The 20659-nt window shown below is 72.7% G+C and carries 19 protein-coding genes; 7 read left to right on the top strand and 12 right to left on the bottom strand.

All coding sequences use genetic code 11. The features are described 5' to 3' along the window. Nucleotides 1–48: 48 nt before the first annotated feature. Nucleotides 49–786 carry a DUF4386 domain-containing protein gene (locus HJC40_RS04830; protein WP_249998486.1) on the top strand — a complete coding sequence of 246 codons (738 nt, stop codon included), beginning with the start codon at nucleotides 49–51 and terminating at the stop codon, nucleotides 784–786. Here HJC40_RS04830 and HJC40_RS04825 read toward each other — a convergent pair. The 5 genes from HJC40_RS04825 to HJC40_RS46040 all read right to left on the bottom strand — a co-directional run bounded on the left by HJC40_RS04825 (nucleotide 773) and on the right by HJC40_RS46040 (nucleotide 7176). Continuing rightward, the gene (locus HJC40_RS04825) at nucleotides 773–3055 is read right to left on the bottom strand and encodes an MMPL family transporter (RefSeq protein WP_249998485.1); all 2283 of its coding nucleotides are present in this window, start codon (nucleotides 3053–3055) and stop codon (nucleotides 773–775) included. The genes HJC40_RS04830 and HJC40_RS04825 overlap by 14 nt on opposite strands. 183 nt (nucleotides 3056–3238) lie before the next feature. Continuing rightward, nucleotides 3239–3619, bottom strand: coding sequence for a nuclear transport factor 2 family protein (locus HJC40_RS04820; protein ID WP_249998483.1), 381 nt, complete (start codon nucleotides 3617–3619; stop codon nucleotides 3239–3241). 81 nt (nucleotides 3620–3700) lie between these two features. Then, on the bottom strand, nucleotides 3701–5125 hold the full coding sequence (locus tag HJC40_RS04815) for a GGDEF domain-containing protein (protein WP_249998482.1): 1425 nt from the start codon (nucleotides 5123–5125) through the stop codon (nucleotides 3701–3703). A 54-nt stretch (nucleotides 5126–5179) separates the two neighbouring features. After that, a complete protein-coding gene (locus HJC40_RS04810; RefSeq protein ID WP_249998481.1) occupies nucleotides 5180–5863 on the bottom strand; it encodes a response regulator transcription factor in 684 nt (227 codons plus the stop codon). After that, complete coding sequence (locus tag HJC40_RS46040; protein ID WP_249998480.1) at nucleotides 5860–7176, bottom strand: histidine kinase; 1317 nt, start codon at nucleotides 7174–7176, stop codon at nucleotides 5860–5862. Before HJC40_RS46040 ends, HJC40_RS04810 begins: the two co-directional genes overlap by 4 nt. Before the next feature lie 132 nt (nucleotides 7177–7308). Here HJC40_RS46040 and HJC40_RS04800 point away from each other — a divergent pair, with 132 nt between their 5' ends. Together HJC40_RS04800 and HJC40_RS04795 are read left to right on the top strand one after the other, a co-directional pair. After that, nucleotides 7309–8208, top strand: a complete 900-nt coding sequence (locus HJC40_RS04800) for a DedA family protein (RefSeq protein ID WP_249998477.1) — start codon at nucleotides 7309–7311, stop codon at nucleotides 8206–8208. Nucleotides 8209–8211: 3 nt separating this feature from the next. Next, nucleotides 8212–9798 (top strand): acetolactate synthase large subunit, encoded by a 1587-nt coding sequence (locus HJC40_RS04795; protein WP_249998476.1) that lies wholly within the window; start codon nucleotides 8212–8214, stop codon nucleotides 9796–9798. Nucleotides 9799–9822: 24 nt separating this feature from the next. Here HJC40_RS04795 and HJC40_RS04790 read toward each other — a convergent pair whose 3' ends face one another. Together HJC40_RS04790 and HJC40_RS04785 are read right to left on the bottom strand one after the other, a co-directional pair. After that, nucleotides 9823–10623, bottom strand: a complete 801-nt coding sequence (locus HJC40_RS04790; RefSeq protein ID WP_249998474.1) for an NAD(P)H-dependent oxidoreductase — start codon at nucleotides 10621–10623, stop codon at nucleotides 9823–9825. Beyond that, the gene (locus HJC40_RS04785) at nucleotides 10620–11237 is read right to left on the bottom strand and encodes a TetR/AcrR family transcriptional regulator (RefSeq protein ID WP_249998473.1); all 618 of its coding nucleotides are present in this window, start codon (nucleotides 11235–11237) and stop codon (nucleotides 10620–10622) included. The genes HJC40_RS04790 and HJC40_RS04785 overlap by 4 nt, the downstream gene beginning before the upstream one ends. A gap of 124 nt (nucleotides 11238–11361) precedes the next feature. Here HJC40_RS04785 and HJC40_RS04780 point away from each other — a divergent pair, with 124 nt between their 5' ends. Continuing rightward, nucleotides 11362–12327 carry a hypothetical protein gene (locus tag HJC40_RS04780; protein ID WP_249998472.1) on the top strand — a complete coding sequence of 322 codons (966 nt, stop codon included), beginning with the start codon at nucleotides 11362–11364 and terminating at the stop codon, nucleotides 12325–12327. A 29-nt stretch (nucleotides 12328–12356) separates the two neighbouring features. Here HJC40_RS04780 and HJC40_RS04775 read toward each other — a convergent pair whose 3' ends face one another. Then, nucleotides 12357–12782 (bottom strand): VOC family protein, encoded by a 426-nt coding sequence (locus HJC40_RS04775; protein WP_249998470.1) that lies wholly within the window; start codon nucleotides 12780–12782, stop codon nucleotides 12357–12359. A 103-nt stretch (nucleotides 12783–12885) separates the two neighbouring features. On the opposite strand from HJC40_RS04775, the gene HJC40_RS04770 reads away from it, so the two are divergent. Continuing rightward, a complete protein-coding gene (locus HJC40_RS04770) occupies nucleotides 12886–13854 on the top strand; it encodes a WYL domain-containing protein (RefSeq protein WP_308200839.1) in 969 nt (322 codons plus the stop codon). A 38-nt stretch (nucleotides 13855–13892) separates the two neighbouring features. Next, nucleotides 13893–15149 carry a right-handed parallel beta-helix repeat-containing protein gene (locus tag HJC40_RS04765; protein ID WP_249998465.1) on the top strand — a complete coding sequence of 419 codons (1257 nt, stop codon included), beginning with the start codon at nucleotides 13893–13895 and terminating at the stop codon, nucleotides 15147–15149. Between the two features lie 28 nt (nucleotides 15150–15177). Here the strand turns inward: HJC40_RS04765 and HJC40_RS04760 are convergent, their stop codons facing one another. The 4 genes from HJC40_RS04760 to HJC40_RS04745 form a co-directional block, all read right to left on the bottom strand. Beyond that, the gene (locus HJC40_RS04760) at nucleotides 15178–15927 is read right to left on the bottom strand and encodes a hypothetical protein (RefSeq protein ID WP_249998464.1); all 750 of its coding nucleotides are present in this window, start codon (nucleotides 15925–15927) and stop codon (nucleotides 15178–15180) included. Next, entirely contained in the window at nucleotides 15924–16457 is a 534-nt protein-coding gene (locus HJC40_RS04755) for an RNA polymerase sigma factor (protein WP_249998463.1), read from the bottom strand. Before HJC40_RS04755 ends, HJC40_RS04760 begins: the two co-directional genes overlap by 4 nt. 293 nt (nucleotides 16458–16750) lie before the next feature. Beyond that, the gene (locus HJC40_RS04750; RefSeq protein ID WP_249998462.1) at nucleotides 16751–16897 is read right to left on the bottom strand and encodes a hypothetical protein; all 147 of its coding nucleotides are present in this window, start codon (nucleotides 16895–16897) and stop codon (nucleotides 16751–16753) included. Between the two features lie 316 nt (nucleotides 16898–17213). Further along, on the bottom strand, nucleotides 17214–19274 hold the full coding sequence (locus HJC40_RS04745) for a carbohydrate binding domain-containing protein (RefSeq protein ID WP_249998460.1): 2061 nt from the start codon (nucleotides 19272–19274) through the stop codon (nucleotides 17214–17216). Between the two features lie 198 nt (nucleotides 19275–19472). Here HJC40_RS04745 and HJC40_RS04740 point away from each other — a divergent pair, with 198 nt between their 5' ends. Continuing rightward, entirely contained in the window at nucleotides 19473–20654 is a 1182-nt protein-coding gene (locus HJC40_RS04740; RefSeq protein WP_249998459.1) for a CynX/NimT family MFS transporter, read from the top strand. Nucleotides 20655–20659: the final 5 nt, after the last annotated feature.

Genomic DNA, 20659 nt, shown 5'->3' with positions numbered 1-20659 from the left:
ACCGCGGGTGGAGGCAGCGGTCGTCCCCATGGCGAAGTGTCGGTGGACATGACCGACACATCGACGACCGGCCCGCGGACTCTCGCCCGGCTGGCCGGACTGCTCTACCTGATCCTGGCCGTCCTCGGCGGATGGGCGCAGCTCGAGGCCCGCGGCAGCCTGCTCGTGGCCGGCGACGCCGCGCGGACCGCGGCGAACATCGTCGAGCACGAGACCCTTTTCCGGCTCGGACTCGTCGCCGACATCCTGATGGCAACCGTCTTCGTCCTGCTCGGACTGGTGCTGCACCGGCTCCTGCACCACGTCCACGAACGAGCGGCGACGGCGCTGCTGGTGTTCGTGTCCGTCGGCGCCGGCTCGATCCTGATCAACCTCACCTTCCACGTCGGCGCCCTGCTCACCGCGACCCGGCCCGGCTACTCCGCCGAGCAGGTGCTTCTGCTGTTGGACCTGCACCAGCAGGGCTACGTGCTCGGCGGCGTCTTCTTCGGCCTGTGGCTGTTGCCGATGGGGTATCTCGCCTGGCGATCGGAGCTGCTGCCGTCCTGGCTCGGGGTGCTCGTCATGGTGGCGGCCGTGGCCTGGGTCGCCGACCCGTTGCTCGCGTTCGGCCTCCCGGACGCGCCGGCCCTGATCCGCACGCTGGTGGAGGTCCCGACGTCGGTGGGCGAGTTCGGCCTCATGCTGTACCTGCTGATCCTCGGCGTCCGGCCGCAACGCGGGACCCGACAGTCTCAGCGCTCGCCCAGCGCCACGCCGGACCGCAACCCGGTCACCACGGCCTGACACCCCCGCCCGGGACACGCGGCCCCGGGCGGAGTTCGAGTTCAGGGAGTGGCGGTGTATTCCTGGGCCGGCACGGCACGGCCGGGCCGACCGGCCGGGCCGGCTCGTCGCCGTCGGACTCCTTGATGCCGTACCGGTCGTAGAAGCGGCGCAGCGGGCGCGGCGCCCACCAGCTCGCGTCGCCGAGCAGCCGCATGGTGGCCGGCACGAGCAGGAGCCGGACGACGGTCGCGTCGATGGCGATGGCGATCACCATCGCGACGCCGAGCATCTTGATGAACGTGATGCCCGAGAGCGAGAAGGCGCCGATCACGACCAGCAACAGCAGCGCCGCGCTGGTGATGATGCCGCCGGTGCGCTGCAGCCCGGTCGCCACCGCGGTGGTGTTGTCGCCGGTCAGGTCGTACTGCTCGCGGATGCGGGACATGAGGAAGACCTCGTAGTCCATGGACAGCCCGAAGACGATGGCCAGCGCCAGGATCGGCTGGGTGGCCTCGATCGTGCCGGTCGAGGTGAAGCCCAGGATCCCGGACAGGTTCCCGTCCTGGAAGATCCAGACCAGCGCGCCGAACGACGCGCCCAGCGACAGCATGTTCATGACGACGGCCTTGATCGGCATGATGACCGAGCCGAAAGCCAGGAACAGCAGCACGAATGTCATGGCGACGACGAGCAGGGCCATCCAGGGCAGGAGCGATCCCAGGCTGGATAGCAGATCGGCCAGCACGGCGGTGGCGCCGCCGACGAGGACCGAACCGCCGTCCGGGGCCGGCAGATCCCGGACGCCGGCCAGCACGTCCCGCGCGCCGGAGGACAGCGGATCCCCGTCGTAGCCGACGGCGACGCGGGCGGTCGAGCCGGCCGAGCCCACCACGGCGGCGTCGGCCACCCCGGGGACGGCGGACACCCGGTCGACGTACGCGTCGAGGGCCGCGGCACCGGCGGGCGAGGCCACGTCGCCGGGAAGGGTGACCACGGCCTCGATCGGCGGTGTCGGCGAAGCCGGGAAGCCGGCGCGGATCGCCTCGGCGACCACCCGGCTGCCGGCGCCCTCGGGCAGGGCGCGCTCGTCGATGCCACCGAACTGGATCTGCGTGAACGGCAGCGCCAGGGCCACCAGGGCGCCGACCACGACAACCGTGTAGACGACGGGACGCCGCATGACGCTGTGCGCTACGCGCGCCCACACACCCGAGCCGGCCGCAGCGGTCACCGCGGTCGCGGAACGCCGGCCGGTCAGCCGCCGCAGCAACGGGCGTACCGAGAGCGCGTCGACCTTGGCGCCCAGCATCGCCAGCAACGCCGGCAGCAGCGTGAGGGCGGCGAGCATCGCGATGAGGACCGCGCTCATGCCGCCGAAACCCATCGACCGCAGGAACACCTGCGGGAAGATCAGCAGACCGGCCAGCGACAGCGCCACGGTCACCCCGGACACGGCGACCGTCCGGCCGGCCGTGGCCATCGTGCGGGCGACCGCCTCCTCGACCGAGGGCTGCCGGCCGATCTCCTCGCGGAACCGGCTCACCATGAAAAGCCCGTAGTCGATGGCCAGGCCCAGGCCGAGGATCGTGACGACGTTGACCGCGAAGACCGACACGTCGGTGAACTGGGCGAAGCCACGCAACGCGGTGAACGCGCCGAGGATCGCCACGCCGCCGATGGCCAGGGGCAGTCCGGCGGCGGCCAGGCTGCCAAAGATGAGCAGCAGCAACACCGCCAGGACGGGCAGGGAGATGAGCTCGGCCCGGGCGATGTCGGCGGTGACCTGCTCGTTGATGTCCCGGTTGACGGTCTCACCGCCGCCGATCCGCGCCTGGAGACCCGGGGCGGCGAGCCGGTCCTCGATCCGTTCCAGATTCGCGGTGCGCTGGGCCACGTCACCGGCCAGGGTCAGGACCGCGTACGTGGACCGCCGATCGGCGCTGACCAGGGCCGGCGCGTCGGTCTCGAAGAACGTCACCGACCGGCTCACCGCGTCGGCCGGCAGGCCCGCCACGACGGTGGACACGGCCCGCTCGTACGCGGGGTCGTCGACCGTCATGGTGGGACTCGACCAGAGCACCACGACATCGGCGTCGTCCCGGCCGAGCTGCTGCTCCGCGACGACGGCGGCCCGTGAGCTCTCGCTGCCGGGGTCGTCGAACCCGCCGTCGGACATCGCGCCGAACACGCCGGTGCCCCAGATGCCGGCGAACACCATGAAGGCGACAAAGACCGCCACAACCCAGCGGCGGCGGCGGTACATCGCCCGGCCCAGACTCTCGAACATGATTTCTCCCCGGTAGAGCTACAGGTGTTAGCTTCGATTCGTTAGCTAACGGGCGTTACTCTGAGGGTGAGATCCTTCATTTGTCAAGTAAGAGCGCCCGGCTCCCCCTCCACGCCGAGCGACGGGAGGGGGAGCCGGGTGAGTCGTCCTTTGGTCGCCGCGGCGGCAGGCAGCGGTGTCCGATCAGCCCTCGACGCCGGGCATGGGGTTCGGCAGCACGGAGGCTTCGACCTCCTCCATGTAGAAGCGCGACTGGATGATCTCGTCACCGCGCACCTTGATGATGATCACGCCACGCATGTCCGCCGTGCCGGGCCGCACGTAGTGGAACTCACCCCAGAACTCGTCGCCGGACACGACGGAGTTGGTCACCGAGATCCGGATCTCCGGGAACTGGGTGAGGATGAACTCCCAGTTGCGGCGCACCTGTTCGGGGGTGTCGAACGAACGCGCCGGGTGGGCGGGCCAGAGGCTGCTGAAGTCCTCGGCGAAGGTTGCCGTGAGCGCGTCCAGGTCGTGGGCGTTGATGGCGTCGATGAGTCGTCGGACGACAGGGAATTCCATTCCGGCAACGCTAACGGCGACCGCGGCGGCCGGCCGGGGCCAACTTGTACCCCCCCATGCGCGATCGCGGACGGCCGGGGGTCAGCGGCTCGTTGCCGCGTGCCGTTCCGGGCTGAACAAAGCCACCCGGCCGCGGCCGTCCTCCTTCGCGCAGTACAGCGCCGCGTCGGCGTTGCGGATCAGGGCTTCCGCCTCCTGCGCCGACTCGTCCAGGGTGGCGATGCCGATGGAGACCCCGATGGTCACCGTACGGCCGTCCACCTCGTACGGCTCGGAAAGGTACTGCTGGATGCGGTCGGCCACGGCGAGCACGTCGTCGCCCTCGCGCAATTTGCGGCACAGCACCAGGAACTCGTCACCGCCGAAACGGCTGACGTAGTCGTCGGGCCGGGTCGCGTCGATCAGCCGGAGCGCGACCTGCTTGAGCAGAGCGTCGCCGGCCGCATGCCCGTACGTGTCGTTCACCGGCTTGAATCCGTCGAGATCCAGGAAGAGGGCGGCGACGGCACCCTCGCCGCCGGCTTGCCGTTTGCGGCGCCAGTCGGCGATGGCGGCCTCGGCGCGTTCCAGGAACAGCGCGCGGTTGGGCAGCCCGGTCAGGGTGTCGTGCAGGCGTTCCCGGGCCAGCCGGGCCGAGCCGCCCAGGGCCAGCAGGCCCATCGTGAGGATGACGATCATGGCCGCGGCGAACGCGGCGAACAGTTGCCAGGCGACGCGCCCGGTCTGCTGCACCGGGGCCAGCAGTTCCGATCGCGACGTGGTCAGGACAACGCGCCAGGTGGTGCCGGCGGCCTGGTGACTGGCGAAGTACCGGTCGCCGACGGCGCCGTTGGCCCGGGCGTCCAGTGCCGTTCTCAGCGCCGCGTCCGCGAGGGGCGAGCCCGCCGCCGACGCGTCGCGGGCGGCGACGACCCCGTCGGCCTGGTCGAGGAGATACCAGGCGCTGGTCGCGCCGAGAGCGCCGGTCGCGAGCGTGCTGATGTCGCCGGAACCGACCGGCATCACCAGCATGCGCGGACCGTCCGGCGCCTCGAAAGGCTGGAACGCCGGCACGTCCTTGGCGTTGTCGGCGATGAGCAGGTCCCCGAAAGACAGCTTTCCGGTACGCCGGGCGTCGACAAACCCGGCGCTGGAGGCCAACGACCGGACGAGGGGCTCGTACGACACCGGGTCGGCGACCAGCACGGCGCCGTCCCCGCTCAGGACCGCGTACCAGGGGGTGTCGAGGATCTTCCGGCCGTTCTGGCGGCCCAGCTGTGCCGGCGTCCCGGCGAAGAGACCCTGACCGGCTTCCCGGAGCTGGCGATCGCTGACGGCCAGCGTGCCGGAGATGACCCCGGCCGCGGACTCCGAGCGGGCTTGGAACTCGTGCAGGACCTCAGCCCGCGCCCCCGACGTGGTGTCGGCCAGGTAGAACCCCGCGCCGCCCACCATCAGCAGGCTCAGCAGCACCGCCAGCCCCACACTCCACCGGCGTACCGCCACGCCCGTGCCGATGACCCTCATGACCGTTCCATCGGCAGCGACGGGCGGCTCCTGACCGGTATCCCGCCCGGACAGCTATCCCGGACGGGCCGGGCCGCCGGGGGTGACCAGGCCGGTCTCGTAGCCGAAGACCACCGCCTGGACCCGGTCGCGCAGACCGAGCTTCTGCAGGATCCGGCTGACGTGGGTCTTGGTGGTGGGCTCGGAGATGAACAGCGAGGCGGCGATCTCGTTGTTCGAGAGGCCGAGCGCCATCAGCCGGAGCACCTCGCGCTCCCGCTCGGTCAGCGCGTTGAGCGCCGTGGCGCCGGCCGACCGGCGGGGCCGGGCCTCGACGAAACTCTCGATGAGCCGGCGGGTGATGCTGGGCGCCAGCAACGCCTCGCCACCGGCCACCACCCGGACGGCCCGGATCAGGTCGTCGGGCTCGCTGTCCTTGAGCAGGAAGCCGCTCGCGCCCGCCTGCAGCGCCGCGTTGATGTAGTCGTCGAGATCGAACGTCGTCAGCATGAGCACCCGCGGGGTGTGGCTCCCGGCCCGGTCGGGCCCGAGCAGCGCCCGGGTCGCGGCCAGCCCGTCCATCACCGGCATCCGGACGTCCATGAGGACCACGTCGGGTCGCAGACCACGGCTGCGGTCCACGCCGAGCTGCCCGTTCTCGGCCTCGCCGACGACCTCGATGTCGGGTTGCGCCTGCAGGATCGCGCGGATGCCCACCCGGATCATCGTCTGGTCGTCCACGATCAGCGTGCGGATCACCGCGGACCCCCGATCGGCAGGCGGGCCGTCACCCGGTAGCCGCCCTCGTCGCGCGGCCCGGCCTCCAGCGATCCGCCGGCCAGCCGGACCCGTTCGCGCATGCCGGCGAGCCCGTGGCCGGTCAGCCCGGGAGCCTCCATGAGCTCGACCGGCCGGGTCGCCCGGTCGTTCACGACGGACAGCACGAGATCACCGCCTTCCCGATCGAGAGCGATCACCGTACGGGCTCCGGGCGCGTGCCGGATGACGTTGCTCAGCGACTCCTGGACGATCCGGTAGGCCGCCAGCGCGACCGCCTCCGGGAGCACGGCTGCCCGTGCGGCGCCGGCCTCCCGCAGTTCCACCGGCACCCCCGCGCCCTCGGCCGACGCGATCAGCTCGGTCAGCCGGCTCAGATCGGGCACCGGGGTCAGACCGGCGCCCGTGTCCTCGGCCCGCAGCACGGACAGCAACTGCCGCATCTCGCGCATCGCCGACCGGGCTCCGGCGGCTATCCGCACGAACTCGGCCTCGGCCTCCGGGCTCAGGTTCTCGATCCGGTACGAGGCCGACGTGGCCTGCATGTGGATCACCGACATGCCGTGCGCGACGACGTCGTGCAGTTCCCGGGCTATCCGGGTGCGCTCCTCGGCGATCGTCCGCTGGCCCTGCTCCACCTCGACGTCGCGGCGCGCGTCGGCGAGCTCCTGCCGGACCTGGCGCCAGCGGCGCGTCATCAGCACGGCGCCGAGGACGACGGCCGACAGCACCGGATAGAGAACCATGATGAGCAGCCCGTCCGCGACGGACCGTCCCCGCGGATCGAGCAGCACCAGGGCGGGGACGAGCAGCGCGCTCGCCCACCAGGTGATCAGCGCCGTCCGCGGGCTCCGGCGGGCGGCGACCAGCCCGACCTGGGCGAGCAGGGTGAGGAGCCCGGGCACGGTGAGCGGCCACGTCGAGCCCGCGCCGGGCGGGACGGCCACCGACACCACGGCGACGGCCAGGAACTGCAGGGCGACCGCCTCGCGGGGCCGGACGAGCACCAGGACCAGCGCGGCGCTCTGCGCGATGCCGGCGAGAACCGCGATCACCGGGTGCACCCCGAAGTACACGGCGCCCAGGGTCGCGTTGAGAGGCAGCGCGATCAGCCCGAGCACGCCGGCGACCAGCCACCACACCAGCCACGACATCGCCGGCCGTCGGGACCGGCTGGTGGTCCTCGGCCGAGCGCGGGTCGCGAGCGCGGTGCGCACCGCCCGGGCCAGCGCTTCCCGGGGCGGGAACCCGGCGCGCGGGCCGGTTCCCTGGTCCGGCTCCGGGGAGGTTGTCACGGGCCAACCCTATCGAGGTGATCTCCGGGCGTCGTCCGACCGGCGATGGACACCACCCCCTACCCCGGGATGACGCGTGACGGCACCGCGGGACGATGCCCCGGCCGGTGCCCCGCGCCCACGCTTCACCGCATGGATCTGATGAGTCTGGTCGACCCGGTGATGACCTCGCCGCTGCTCTACCCGCTTCTGGCGGTTCTCAGCAGCGCGGACGGCGTCGTGCCGATCATCCCGTCCGAGGCGGTGGTCCTGGCGGCCGGGGTGTTCGCCGGCACCGGCCCCGGCCTGCCCCTGGTCGTCCTGGCCACCGCGGCCGGGGTGTTCGCCGGCGACCACCTCGCCTACTACCTGAGCCGCACCGCCCTGGGTCCGCGGCTGCTCGGCCGCTCCCCGCGCGTGGAACGCGCCGTCGCCACGGCGGGCCGCCGGCTTCAGGGCCGGGCCGGCCTGCTGATCGTGACATCGCGTTTCCTGCCCGGCGGCCGGGTCACGATGAACGTCGCCGCCGGCACGACCCGGCTGCCCCTGTCCCGGTTCAGCCCGGCCTCGGCCATCGCCGCCCTGGCCTGGGCCACGTACGTCGCGGGACTGGGGGTGCTGGGCGGCGCCGCCTTCGTGGCCAATCCGCTGCTCGGCATCGCCGTCGGCCTCGGGGTGTCCTTCCTGGTGGCGGGCCTCGTCGAGCTGATCAGCCGCCGACGCGGCCACCGTGCCGCCCAGCCGACCGCCGCCCAGCCGACCGCCGCCCGGCCGACCGCCGCCCGGCCGACCACCGCCTGGAAGCGCCGGCTGGGGGCGCTGGCCTCCGCGACGACGGCCGCTCTGGTGCTGGCCGCGCCGGGCGCAGCAGCGTCGACGGCCCGCGAGAACGGCCCCACGCCCCAGAGACGGCCGGCCACGGGCACGGTGGAGGTCTCGGAGTCAGACCCCGAACGAGGCCGCCCCGGCCTGCACACCTCGTCGGCGCTTCAAGCCACTCCCCTCGTCGGCCCGGCCCTGGGGAAGGCCTCGGAAGAAGCCGATGTTCACTGAAGCATGGTCAACGACGAGATCAACGGCGCCGAGGCGATCCTTCGGACGCTGAGCGACAACGGGGTACGGACGGTGTTCGGCAACCCCGGCACGTCGGAGATGCACTTTGTGGCGGCGCTGGACGACCACCCGGAGATACGCGGCGTGCTGTGCCTGTTCGAGGGCGTCGCCACGGGCGCGGCCGATGGGTACGCCCGGATGACCGGCCGGCCGGCGGCGACCCTCCTGCACCTCGGCCCGGGGCTCGGCAACGGCCTGGCCAATCTGCACAACGCGCGGCGGGCCGGCTCGGCCGTGCTGAACATCGTCGGTGACCACGCGATCGACCACAAACCGTTGGACGCCCTGCTCGAGTCCGACATCGACGCGGTCGCCGCCTCGGTCTCGGCGTGGGTGCACCGGCCGGCTCGGCCGTCCACGGTGGGCCGGGACGTCGCCGCCGCGATCGCCGCCACCCTCGACGGCCCGGACGAGGAGCACGCGACCGGCACGTCCGGGCGGATCGCGACGCTGATCGTGCCGGCCGACGTGTCCTGGTCCCCCGGCGGCGCCGCCGCGCCCGCCCGGCCGCCCCGCGCCGTACCGGACCGACCGGCGGCCGTCGACACAGTGACGAAGCTGCTGGCCGGCGACGAACCGGTCGCCCTGCTGCTGGACGGCGACGCGCTCACCGACGACGGGTTGCGCGCCGCCGACCGCATCGCCCAGGTCACCGGGGCACGGTTGTTCTGCCCGACCTGGCCGGCCCGGTTGCGGCGGGGCGCCGGCATGCCCGGGGTGACGCCGCTGGCTTACCGCAGCGAGGACGTCCGCACCCAGTTCGCCGGGGTGCGGCACGTCGTCCTGGCCGGCGCCCGCACGCCCGTCGCGTCCTTCGCCTACCCGGGACGGGACGGCATCCTGATCCCGGCCGAGGTCACGGCCCACGTGCTCGCGCCGGAACTCGTACCGGTGGCGGACGCGCTGCGCGAGATCGCCGACGACCTCGCACCCGGGACGGTTGCGCGGGGATCCGCAGCCGGCGTCCCGGTTGTGCCGGAGGGCGACCTCGACGCGGCGAACTGGGCGCCCGCCATCGCGAGTCTGCTGCCGGAGAACGCCATCGTCTGTGACGAATCGATCACCGCGGGCATGGCGACGGTGCCGGCCGCGTTCGCCGGCGCGCCCGCGCACGACGTGCTCGGGCTGACCGGCCTCGCCGTCGGTCAGGGTCTGCCGCTGGCCGCGGGAGCCGCGCTCGCCTGCCCGCGACGGCCGGTGATCTGCCTGGAGGCGGACGGCAGCGCCATATACACCATCTCGGCCCTGTGGACCTACGCCCGGGAGAACCTGGACATCACCGTCGTCGTCCTCAACAACCGCTCGTACGCGATCCTCCGCTCGGAGCTCGACCGGGTCGGCGCGAACCAGGATGCCGGCGCGGCCCGGCGCATGCTCGACCTGACCCGGCCCGACCTCGATTTCGTCGCGCTCAGCACCGGCCTGGGAGTCCCGGCCAGCCGGGCCCGCACAGTCCGCGAACTACGGGAACAGTTCGCCGCCGCCGTCGCCGACCCGGGTCCTCACCTGATCGAGGCGGTCATCGTCTGACCCGGGCCGGCCCGGATCGGCGTCTCAGCCGCCGGGGGTGAGGTGGATGCCGAGGTCGGTGCGGCCGGGCAGGAGATCCGCGCGCAGGGCCCGGGTCTCGCGGTAGTCGCCGTCGCGCAGGCGCCGGAACGGTTGAGCCGGCTCGGCGTCGACGGTGCGCACCCTCTCGCGCAGACGCCGCACCTCGCGCTCCACGCCGGCCGCGTCCAAGGCGTCGGCGTCATGGACCACATGCAGGTCCAGCGTCTCGATACCCACGTACCAGAAGACGCCGTGGGTGAGCGGGAACAGCAGGGACTCCAGGTCGCCGCTCACGCCGCGCGGGCCGATCGAGTTGGCGTCCTCCCCCGCGGTCACGACGACGAGCGCCCGCCGCCCGACCAGGCCACCGTCGCCGTACCGCCGCGGCAGTCCGAGCTCGGGGTCGAGATCGCCGTAGGCGAAGCCACTCGTGAGGACCCGGTCGATCCACCCCTTCAGGATGGCCGGCGGCCCGTACCACCACAGGGGGAACTGCACGACGAGCAGCTCGGCGGCGGCCAGCTTGGCCTGTTCCTCGCGCACGTCGTCGGGCGCCTGTCCCCGGGCGTACGCCTCACCGGCCAGCTCGGCGACGTTGCCGGGCTTGTCGGCCAGGTCGCCGAGATCGCGCTCGCTCAGGACGGGGTCGAAGCCCTGAGCGTGCAGGTCGGAGGTGGCAACGTCGTAGCGTGCCGACAGCGCCTCGGTTCCCTCCCGGAAGAGCCGGTCGTTCAGGGACCCGCGGCGGGGGTGGGCGTAGACCCACAGGGCGCTGCCCGCTTTCGGGGGATGGCTGATCGTCATGATGCCTCCGGTGTCGTGTCGGGCCCGTCGTCGGTGGCGACGGCGATGATGACGCGGGCCAGCGCGCCCCGGGCCCGTCCGGCGCTGATCCGTCCGGCCAGCGCGCTGCGGGCCAGCGCGTCGCCGGCGCCGACGATCGCGTGCATCCCGGCCATGTCGAGCGGGCCGGCGAAGGGTTCCAGGGCCGCCCGGCACATGACGAGGTAGGCGTCCTCGGCCTCCTGGCGGACCCGGCTCAGGGTGGCCGAGCCCTCGAGCGCGGCGACGACGTCGGCCAGCTCCCGCCCCTCCGCGAGGCAGCAGTCGATGTACGCCCCGGCGACCAGATCGGCCACCGCCGGCAGGTCGGGCTCCGCGTCGTCGAGCGCGATCCCGAGCATCTCCCGCTGACGGGCCTCGAACTCGCGGTACAACTCGGCGAGGACCCCGGCCCGGTCGCCGAAGTGGTCGTACACCAAGGGTTTGGTGACTCCGGCGCGCTCGGCCAGCCGGCCCAGGGTGAGCTCGTCGGTGCCCGCGTCCCGGATGAGCTCGCGAGCCACGTGCAGGAGCTGGGCGTGACGCTCCTGTTTCGACAGTCGCCGGCGCGGGGCCGCGCCGGAGAGGTCCCTCACGTTGACTCCTCGTGATTACCATGAGTAAGTTACGACCAGTAACTTACCACAAGTAACCTACTGCTGAGGGGCCGAGATGCGTACTACGAGGTCAGCACCCGTACTTTTCGCCGGCGGATCAGGATTGGTAGGACAGGCCGCCGTCGGCTGGTTCCGCGAGCGGCATCCCGACGTCCCGGCGGTCGTCGGTGGCCGCGATCCCCGGCGAGCGCAGGAAGCAGCCCGCGCGACCGGTGCCGCGGGAGCGGTCACCATCGATCTCGACCGCGCCGGACTCGGCCTCGACGGCGACTTCTCCGCGGTGATCGCCACCGCCCCCGACCACGCCCTCCACGGATTGCGCTTCGCCCAGGACCGGGGCATCCCGTACGTGAGCGTCAGCACCTGGCTGGCCGAGGCCGGCGCCGAACTGGCTCTGTTCGCCCACCGCCCGACGGTTCCCGTGGTGCTCGCCGCCCATTGGTGGACCGGCGCCGCGATGTTCCTCGCCCTGCACGGCGCGCAGAGGTTCGACACGCTGCACACCATCCGGATCGGGGCCCTCTTCGACGACCAGGACTCCAGCGGTCCGGCCGCGATCGAGGACATGCGGCGGAGCGAGGGCTCGGCCACCGCCTTCGCGTTCGAGAACGGCCGGCGCGGGTGGCTGACCGGCGACGCCGCCCGGGGCCGGCTGCGGACGATCGACGGCCGGGTGCTCGACGCCGACGCCTACGGCCCCTTGGACATCGTCAGCCTGTACGCGGCCACCGGCGCCGCCGACATCCGCTTCGACCTGGCCGTCGGCGCCTCCTCGAGCCGCCGGCGCGGCGGGCCGGTCACCGCCGAAGCCGTCGTCGAACTCGAGGGCGAGGCCGAGGGCGAGCGCCGGACGTGGCGCTCCACCCTCGAGTTCCCCGGCGGCCAGGCCTCGCTCACCGGCCTGGGTCTCGCGCTCACCCTGCCCGCCGTCCTCGGCCTGGACGGGCACACCCCCGTACCGCCGGGAATCCACCTGCCCGAACTGCTGATCGACCCCGACCTGTTCCTCAGTCGGCTCACCGAGGCCGGCGCGAAAATCGACGAGACCCCGGTCCAAGCTCGCCTCTAGGGCGCGTTCGGCGTCGGCCGGCCCGTGTGTCAGGCGGCCGAGTGGTCGACGGCCACGTCGAGGACCCAGGTGATGCCGTACGGGTCGGTGAGCATGCCGTACAGCGGCGCCCAGCCGGCCGGGGCGAGGTCGACCACGACGCTCGAGGTCGCGGCCAGCTTCTTCCAGTAACCGCTGATCTCGTCGGCGTCCCGGCCGCGCACCGAGACGAAGAACGGGGCGTCGCCCTGGCTCCACGGGCGCGACGACGGGACGTCGTACGCCATGATCGCGAAGCCGTCGGGCGAGGTGACCTGGCCCCACATGATCTGGTCGGCCTCGTCCGGGTTCTGCGCGCTGTGCGCGTCGGCGTAGGTCACCGCGGTGAGGTCGCCGCCGAAGACGGAGCGGTAGAACTCGAGCGCCTCCCGCGCGTTGCCCCGGAGGTTGACGTGCGTGACGGTGGTGATGGCCATGTGCTGTCTCCCGCGTTCGATGCCGGCTGTCTGCCGGGTACGAGAGAACGATCGCAGCGGTAGAGGACAGGGAGTGGCCGCTACCTCGGGCAGGATGATTCCCATGCCCAAGACGTCGGCCCGGCTCCTGTCCCTGCTGTCGCTGCTGCAGGCCCGCCGCGACTGGCCCGGCCGTCTGCTGGCCGAGCGACTGGAGATCAGCCCCCGCACGGTGCGCCGGGACGTCGACCGGCTGCGCGAGCTCGGCTACCCGATCCGCACGTTCAAGGGGCCCGACGGCGGCTACCGGCTCGACGCCGGTGCGCAGCTGCCCCCGCTGCTGTTCGACGACGACCAGGCCGTGGCCCTCACGGTCGCCCTGCAGCTCGCCGCCGTCTCCGGCGCGGCCGTCCAGGAGGGGGCGGCGCGGGCGCTGACCACCATCCGCCAGGTCCTGCCGAGCCGGCTGCGGCACCGCGTCGACGCCCTGCGCGTCACCGCCGTCACGGCGCCGGCCACGCGGCCGGACCAGCCGGTAGATGTCGCGGTGCTGACCGCCGTCGGCGCCGCGGCGCACGCCCGCGAGATCCTGCGCTTCGACTACGCGTCCCCCGGGGAGCCGGCGGACCGGCCGCCTCGCCGGGTCGAGCCGCACCACCTGGTCACCTGGAACGCCCGCTGGTATCTGGTCGCCTGGGATCTCGACCGGGACGACTGGCGGACCTACCGGGTCGACCGGATCAGCCCGCGTACGCCGAACGGACCCGGCTTCGCCGAGCGCGACCTGCCCGCGCCGGATCTGGCCACGTTCGTGGCGGCCCGGTTCCGCGGCAACGAGGCCTCCTCGGCCTGGCCGTGCGTCGGCGAGGTCCTCCTGCGGCTTCCCGCCCGGGTCGTGGCCACCTACACCACGGACGGTCTGGTCGAGGAGCTCGGCGCCGATCGCTGCCGGCTCGTCCAGGGCTCGTGGTCGTGGACGAGCCTGGCCGCCTCGCTCGGCCGGTTCGGCGCCGATCTCGAGGTCGTCGGGCCCCCGGAGCTGAAGGCCGCGTGCGCCGAGCTCGGCCGGCGATATCTGCGGGCCGCCGCCTGATCAGGCCGACAACCGCGCACGTCAGCTAGGGTGGCGCGATGCCGAGCTCACGCCTTCGCCGTACGCTCGCGGTCGGGCTGGCCGCCGTGGCGATCCCGCTGGGCGGCGCGCTGGCCGTCACCACCTTCTCCCCCACCGAGACCGTGGCCGTCAGCACACCCGTGACACCGGGGAGCACGCCGGCGACCACGTCACCCGCGCCGCCCACGGTCAGTCCCCGGCTGGGCCCGGCCGAGTCCGTCACCTCGCCCCCGCCGAAGCCGTCGGCCACCCCCGACAACGGCATCCACGTCGACTGCGAGAAGGGCGACGACGGCAACAAGGGAACGCTCGCCCGGCCCCTGCGCAGCATCCGGGCCGCCACCTCACGCGCCCTCGACCCCGGCGCGGTGATCGAGCTGGCCCGGGGGTGCACCTGGCAGACCACGGTCCAGCTCCGCGGCGACGGCACCCGGGACAAACCCATCAGGCTCACCGCGTACGGCGCGGGCGCGCAACCGGTCGTCGACGGCGGATCGGCCGGCGCTGAAAGCGTGGTGCTGCTGTCCGGGGCGTACCAGATCGTCGAAAACATCCGGGTCACCGACGCCGAGACCAACGGCGTCGAGATCCGGGGCGCGAACAGCAGCGTCCGGTCGAGCACCGTCGACCACACCGGGGTCGGCGTGCTGCTCAAGGCCCGCGGCGCCTCGGCCGAGCGGGTGACCGTCCGCGATCTGCACATGGTCCGGGACACTCCCGGCGGCGACGACGACTACGGCGCGATCGGCTTCTCGGTCGAGGCGAGCGACGTCGAGGTCAGCCACAGCAGCTGCACCAACTGCCGGGACACGAGCCACGACTACGGGTACGACGGCGGCTTCGTCGAAGTGTGGAACTACGCCGACAACCTCGACGTGCACGACAACACCGGGTCGAACACCCAGGGCATCCTCGAGATCGGCGGCGACCGCCCCGACTCGTCGGCCCGCGGCATCAAGCTGCGGGACAACACGTTCCGCGACACGCACGGCGGCCTGGTGCTGCACACCGACGGCAATTTCGCCATCGGCAGCGCGCGGATCGCTATCACCGGCAACACCATCACCAGCGCCGGCGCGCAGGACCCCCCGATCCTCGACGGCGACCTGAGCAACGTGACCTTCGAGGGCAACACGGTCAGCACGGCGAGCTTCGTGAGCCATTCGGCGCCGTCACGCCACCGCTGCAACAGCATCACCCTGCGCGGCGACGCCGAGGTCGGATACCAGCGCGACAGCACCGAGACGCTGAACGGCCGAGCCACCTGTTCCTGAGCCCGTCACCGCGTCCCGCTCCCTGGGGTCAGCGGAGCTGGGACGGGCGCAGGTTGGTCGTGCCCTGGGCGGTGTGGACGACGACGGTGAACGCGTCGCCGCCCTCGCCGCCCTCGGGGCCGGGCCACCAGGCGCCCCACCAGCCGCCCCTGACGCTGGCGTGCACGGTCGCGCCGTCGTCCAGGCGCAGGTCCACCGCGGTGATGCCGGGACCGGCCAGGCCCACGATGTTCGACCACATGTCGTCGTCGCCGGTGCTGCTGCGCGTCTCCAGGGTGAGCGTGCCGGACGGCGGCGGCACCACGTCCTTCTCGTCGATCAGGGTCATCGAGGCGAACCGGTCGTCCCCGACGCTGAGGCACTCGACGACCATGCCGCCGGTCTTGCGCATGATGAGCATCGTCATGTCGCCGCGCTGCTCGGCCAGAATCACGTCCGACGGCTTCACCGTGGCCGAGCTGCCACCGACGTCGCCGGCGCCGCACATCTCGGCCTGCGGCAACACCTGCTCGCCCGTACGGGCCGTGGGGGTGGCAGTCCACGAGGCGATGGCCGACCCGGGCGCCAGCACCGGAACGGCGACGAAGGCGATGAGACTGGCCACGGCTGCGGAGGCGCCGGCCACGGTCCAGCGCCGGCGCGCCGGAGAGGTGTGCCGTCCGGCCATGCCGCGTTCGACGGCCGCCTCGGAACGGGCCCACTGCAGGGCCGTCGGCTCGAGGCCACGGGCGGGGTCGAGCACGGCGAGGCGGTCGAGGTCATCTCGGTTCTCGATCACTGTTGCTCCTGAAGGGCGTCGATTCGGGAGGAGGAGGGGGTGGGCTCCAGAGCGTCCTGCAGCCGCCGTCGCGCCCGGCTCAGACGCATGGCGAAGGCCGAGCGGCGGCAGCCCAGCACACCGGCCGCCTGCTCCGAGGTCAGACCGTCGAACGCCACCAGGGCGAGAACCTCACGGTCGGCGGCGCTGAGACCTTGCCAGGCCCGCTGCAGGTCGAGCCGCGTGGCGGCGCCGGCCGAGTCGTCGTACGCCTCGGCCGGCTCGACCGCCGTCAACCGGACGTCGAGAGCCCGGCGCCGCAGCCAGCCGCGGGTCTGATTCGCCATGGTCCGGCGGGCCACCCCGAACAGCCAGGGGCGGGCGTCCTCGGGCACTTCGGCGAAGCGCCGCGAGGCGGTGAGGTACACCGTCGAAACGATGTCCTCGGCCTCGTCGGGCGGCACCCGGCGGGAGACGAAGCGGAGAAGGTCGGGGAACGTGCTCCGGTGCAGAGCACGGAACCGATCCTCGGCTGTTGCTTGCTGGTCCATGACCCCTACCTGTCCGCGTACGGGTTGACTGCCACACCCGGGGCGGGTCCACGCCGCCTTCACCATCGAGAAGGTGTCATCCCAGCTGTCGTGGGGCTCGGAGATGGCCGAGTTTTCCCGCGAGCGGGTCAGGCAGACGGCGCGATCGCTGATCAGGTGTGCCGGGGAACAGGCGCGGAGGTCGGCGAAGCCGCGAGCCCGGACACCGCCCTTCACGTCCTGTCCGGTGGCCAGCCGATTGATCACACCTTTGGTGGTCCGGGTGTCCGGCGGGTGACGAGCCACCTGCACCACTAGATCCCGTGCTCCATGACGACCAGCGGCAACCGCTTGCCCCTGGTGTCGAGCGGCCGATGCACCACTCCCCGCAATTCCACTGCCGAGGTCACACCGGGCAGGCGCGCGGCGGCGTCACCGAAGTCGTACTCCTGAGCCGTCACCGCGAACGGCGCTGACGCGGATCCGGCAGTGCGCCGGAGCCGGCCGCTTCCGCGTGCCCCCGCGCTCCGGTAGCCAGGACCGCGACGGCGGTCAGCACCAACACCATCACCGCGAGGGAGAACCGCCTCGCGATCGGAAAGCTGCTTGTCATGACCGGCACCTGTCCGGCCGGCCACCACTTGTCACACGCCGAACCGAATCTTTCTGAGGCCGAACGGCTTCGACCTCAGAAAGATTCGGGGGATCCGGTCGGGGTCGGGTGACCCGGACCGGATGCCCCGGCTGAGTGGCGGAGCCTCAGCGCGGCCGGGCCGGCTACTGCACGGTGACGTGGTCGGCGTAGGCGGTGCCGGTGGACGCGGCCTTGGAGTACAGCAGCACGGTGACCTGGGTGGTGCCGGCCGGTGCGACGGCGGCCACCCGCAGCCACTGCCACGTGTTGACGGGGCCGGCGAAGTCGGTGGCCGTGCTGGTGATCAGGGCGCCCGAGGCGTTGTAGAAACGCAGGTAGACCGACGGCGTCCCGGACGCGACGAAGACCCGGGCCAGGCCGCTGTAGCGGACGCCGGCGGCGGCCGGCAGCCGAACGCTCTCCAGGCCGGTGGCCGTCGTGGTGCTGGTGTCCACCAGCTTGGCCGCGGTGGTGCCGGTCCAGGCACGGTCGGTCGAGGCGGTGTTGCCGCCGGCGCCCCACTGCGTCCAGCCGGCGAGCCCGTTCTCGAAGCCGTGGTCGGGCACCGCGACGTCAGCCGTCCGGGCCACTCCGACCTGGTCGAAGTACGCGGTGCCGAGGCCGGGCTGGGTGTAGTAGAGCAGCGCGGTCACCCTGGTCGTTCCGGCCGGGGCGGTCAGGGTGGTGGCCATCGGGGACCATTCGCGGGCGGTCCCGGCGAAGCTGGTGGCGGCGCTGGACACGACGTCACCGGCGGCGTCGAGGAAGCGCACGTACAGCGACGGCTGGCCGGCGGTCACGTAGACGCGGGCCGAGGCCGTGTAGGACACCCCGGCGACGGCGGGCTGGCCGGCGCTCTCCAGGCCGTTGGCGGCGGTGGCGCTGCTGTCCGTGAGACGGGCTGACGTCACACCTTCGTACGCCTGGTCGCCCGAAGCGGTGTTTCCGCCCGTTCCGTACTGGGTCCAGCCGGACAGGCCGCTCTCGAAGCCGCCGTTGGTCAGCGGGATGCCGGCCGCCCGGGTCAGTTCCGTCTGGTCGAAGTACGACGTGCCGGTCCGGGCCTGAGCCGAGTAGAGCAGCAGGCTGACCTGCTCGGTGCCGGCCGGGGCGGTCCCGGTGAGCTGCAGCCTCGTCCACTGGCCGGTGGTGCCCGAGTACGGCGTGGAGACGGCCCCGATCTGGTCGCCGGCCCCGTCGAGGAAGCGGATGTAGAGGTCGGGGATCCCGCTCGCGACGTTGACCCAGGCCGAGGCGGTGTAACGGATGCCCGGCGCGGCCGGCATGCGGGCGCTCTCGACACCGTCGGCGGTGGTCGTGCTGCTGTCCACGATCTTCACCGAGGTGGTCCCGGCGTAGGCGCGCTCGGTCGAGGCGACATTGCCGCCCCCGCCGTACTGCGCCCACCCGGACAGCCCGCTCTCGAAGCCGGTGTTGGGCGGGCTGACCACACCCGGGTACGGGTCGGTGGTGTTCCGCGTGATCCAGTCGGCCAGGGTGTCCAGCCGGGTGCCGGTGCCGCCCTGGCGGGTCTCGCTCTCGCCCAGGCAGCCACCCTGCCAGGAGGCGGCGTTGAGGGCGACCACCTGGGGCGTGGCCCCGGCCCGGAACAGCGGACCGCCCGCGTCACCCTTGCAGGTCGCGGCCGGGGAGCCGGCGGCCGGGGCGATGGCGATCGCGGCGTCGTCGACCGTGTCCGCGGCGAAGTCGGCCGTGCTGAGCCGCATCGGCACCCAGGTGGTGGCCGTCCGGCCGTAGCCGGCACTGCGCAGGGTCTCGCCGGTCGCAGGCGGCGCGGTGGCAATCGCTACCGGCGCGATGTCGGTCACCGCCGTGTCGAGACGGGCCAGCACGACCGCACCCGCGGGGTGACGGACCAGGCTGGTGACCGTGCGCACCCGGCCGGTGGCCCCCGCGGTCAGCGCGCTGCGCCCGATGGTGACGGTGGTGGGCTGATCGGGCCGGACCCCGGTGCCGGCGCCGAAGCAGCCGGCCGTGGTGATCACCCAGGACGGCGCGACCAGCGCTCCGGAACAGGCGTACCGGTCACCCACGGCGACCTGGGCCACGAACGGATAGGCGCCGGTCGCGGCTTCGGTGCCGCCGGCGATGCCGTACGCCGGAGCGGCGATCAGGCCGGTGGACGCGGCGGTCATCGCGATCAGGCCGGCCAGCCGTCTTCTCAGTCGGGTTGGTCTACGCACAACGTTCTCCCCCATGTGTCGGCACGGCCGCTCGGGCGGCCGCGCGCGGCATCCATCGATGACGGACCACGCCCGGGAAGATTAGATGTTCATCAATGCCCCGGGTCACAACAACCGGGTGAACGGTGGGCGAACGGTCCATGATCACCGCGGCTACACCCCTGGATTCATCCCATCATCCCATGATTGGATGTCGGGGTGTCCACGACTGCGCTCGCCCCCGCCCGGTTGCGCCGCGGCATCCTGCTCGCCGTTGCCCTGACCGCCCTCAACCTGCGCACCGCGGTGACCGGATTCAGCGTCCTGACCGGGGAGGCCGCCGACGACCTGCACTTCGGGCCGGTCGTGGCGGGAGCCATCGGCACGATCGTGACGGCCTGCTTCGCGGTGGCCGCGTTCGCCGCCCCGCCGCCGGCCCGCCGGTTCGGCCTGGAACGGACGGCCGCGCTGGCCGTGACCGCCACGACGGCCGGCATTCTGCTGCGGGCCGTCGCCTGGTCGCCGACCGTCATGATCGTGGCCACGGTGATCGCGTTCGCCGGCGTCGGCGCGTCCAACGTCATCCTGATCCCGATCGTGAAGCAGCACTTCCCCGAGCGGCTGCACGCGGTCAGCACCATGTACATGGTGCTGCTCCAGGTCGGTCAGCTGGCCGCGCCGTTGCTCGCGCTGCCGCTGGCCCACGCCTACGGCTGGCGGACCGCGGCGGGCGCCTGGGCCGCGGTGACCGCCGCGGCGGCGGTGCTCTGGTTCGTCGCGGTGCCCCGGTCGGGCGCCCGCACCGCGCCGGCCCCGGCGCCGCCGCGCGTCTCCTGGCGTACCCCGCTGGTCCTGGGTCTGATCGGCCTGATGGCGATGACCACGCTGCACGTCTACACGCTGGTGACCTGGTTCCCGGCCATGCTCGAGGACGCCGGGCTGAGCTCGACGCAAAGCGCCCTGCTGCTGTCCTGGTTCGCCGGGCTCGGGCTGATCGCCGCCTTCGTGGTGCCACCGCTGACCACGCGGCTGCGCAACGCCTATCCGATCGTCGTGGTGTGCGTGGCGCTCATGGGGATCGGCTATGCCGGCATGCTCACCGCGCCGGCGGCCGGCGCCCTGGTCTGGGCGACCGCGTTCGGCCTCGGCGTGAGCACCTTCCCGTTGTGCCTGACCCTGATCGGCGCCCGGGCGGCCAATCCGCAGAGCGCCTCCCGGCTGTCCGGTCTGGTCCAGGGCGTCGGTTACGGCATCGGCTGCGTGGGCCCGCTCGCGCTCGGTGCGGTCAACCAGCTCACCGATGGCTGGAACGTGCCGTACGTGTTGCTGGCGGTCACCCTGCTGATCACTCTCGGCGCGGGCTGGGCCGCGTGCCGGCCGGTTCCCGCGACCGCCGGTTAGGCTGC

The sequence above is a fragment of the Actinoplanes sp. M2I2 genome (genome assembly GCF_023544445.1).
Lineage (GTDB): Bacteria > Actinomycetota > Actinomycetes > Mycobacteriales > Micromonosporaceae > Actinoplanes.
The sequence above is the reverse complement of the archived record's forward strand: the minus strand, read 5'-3'. Positions and strand labels throughout refer to the sequence as shown.

Coding starts and splice junctions, on each gene's coding strand:
- HJC40_RS04765 (WP_249998465.1), top strand. CDS start 13,893: ATGCCGAGCTCACGCCTTCGCCGTACGCTCGCGGTCGGGCTGGCCGCC.
- HJC40_RS04755 (WP_249998463.1), bottom strand. CDS start 16,457: ATGGACCAGCAAGCAACAGCCGAGGATCGGTTCCGTGCTCTGCACCGG.
- HJC40_RS04820 (WP_249998483.1), bottom strand. CDS start 3,619: ATGGAATTCCCTGTCGTCCGACGACTCATCGACGCCATCAACGCCCAC.
- HJC40_RS04825 (WP_249998485.1), bottom strand. CDS start 3,055: ATGTTCGAGAGTCTGGGCCGGGCGATGTACCGCCGCCGCCGCTGGGTT.
- HJC40_RS04770 (WP_308200839.1), top strand. CDS start 12,886: ATGCCCAAGACGTCGGCCCGGCTCCTGTCCCTGCTGTCGCTGCTGCAG.
- HJC40_RS04795 (WP_249998476.1), top strand. CDS start 8,212: ATGGTCAACGACGAGATCAACGGCGCCGAGGCGATCCTTCGGACGCTG.
- HJC40_RS04830 (WP_249998486.1), top strand. CDS start 49: ATGACCGACACATCGACGACCGGCCCGCGGACTCTCGCCCGGCTGGCC.
- HJC40_RS04775 (WP_249998470.1), bottom strand. CDS start 12,782: ATGGCCATCACCACCGTCACGCACGTCAACCTCCGGGGCAACGCGCGG.
- HJC40_RS04800 (WP_249998477.1), top strand. CDS start 7,309: ATGGATCTGATGAGTCTGGTCGACCCGGTGATGACCTCGCCGCTGCTC.
- HJC40_RS04790 (WP_249998474.1), bottom strand. CDS start 10,623: ATGACGATCAGCCATCCCCCGAAAGCGGGCAGCGCCCTGTGGGTCTAC.
- HJC40_RS04815 (WP_249998482.1), bottom strand. CDS start 5,125: ATGAGGGTCATCGGCACGGGCGTGGCGGTACGCCGGTGGAGTGTGGGG.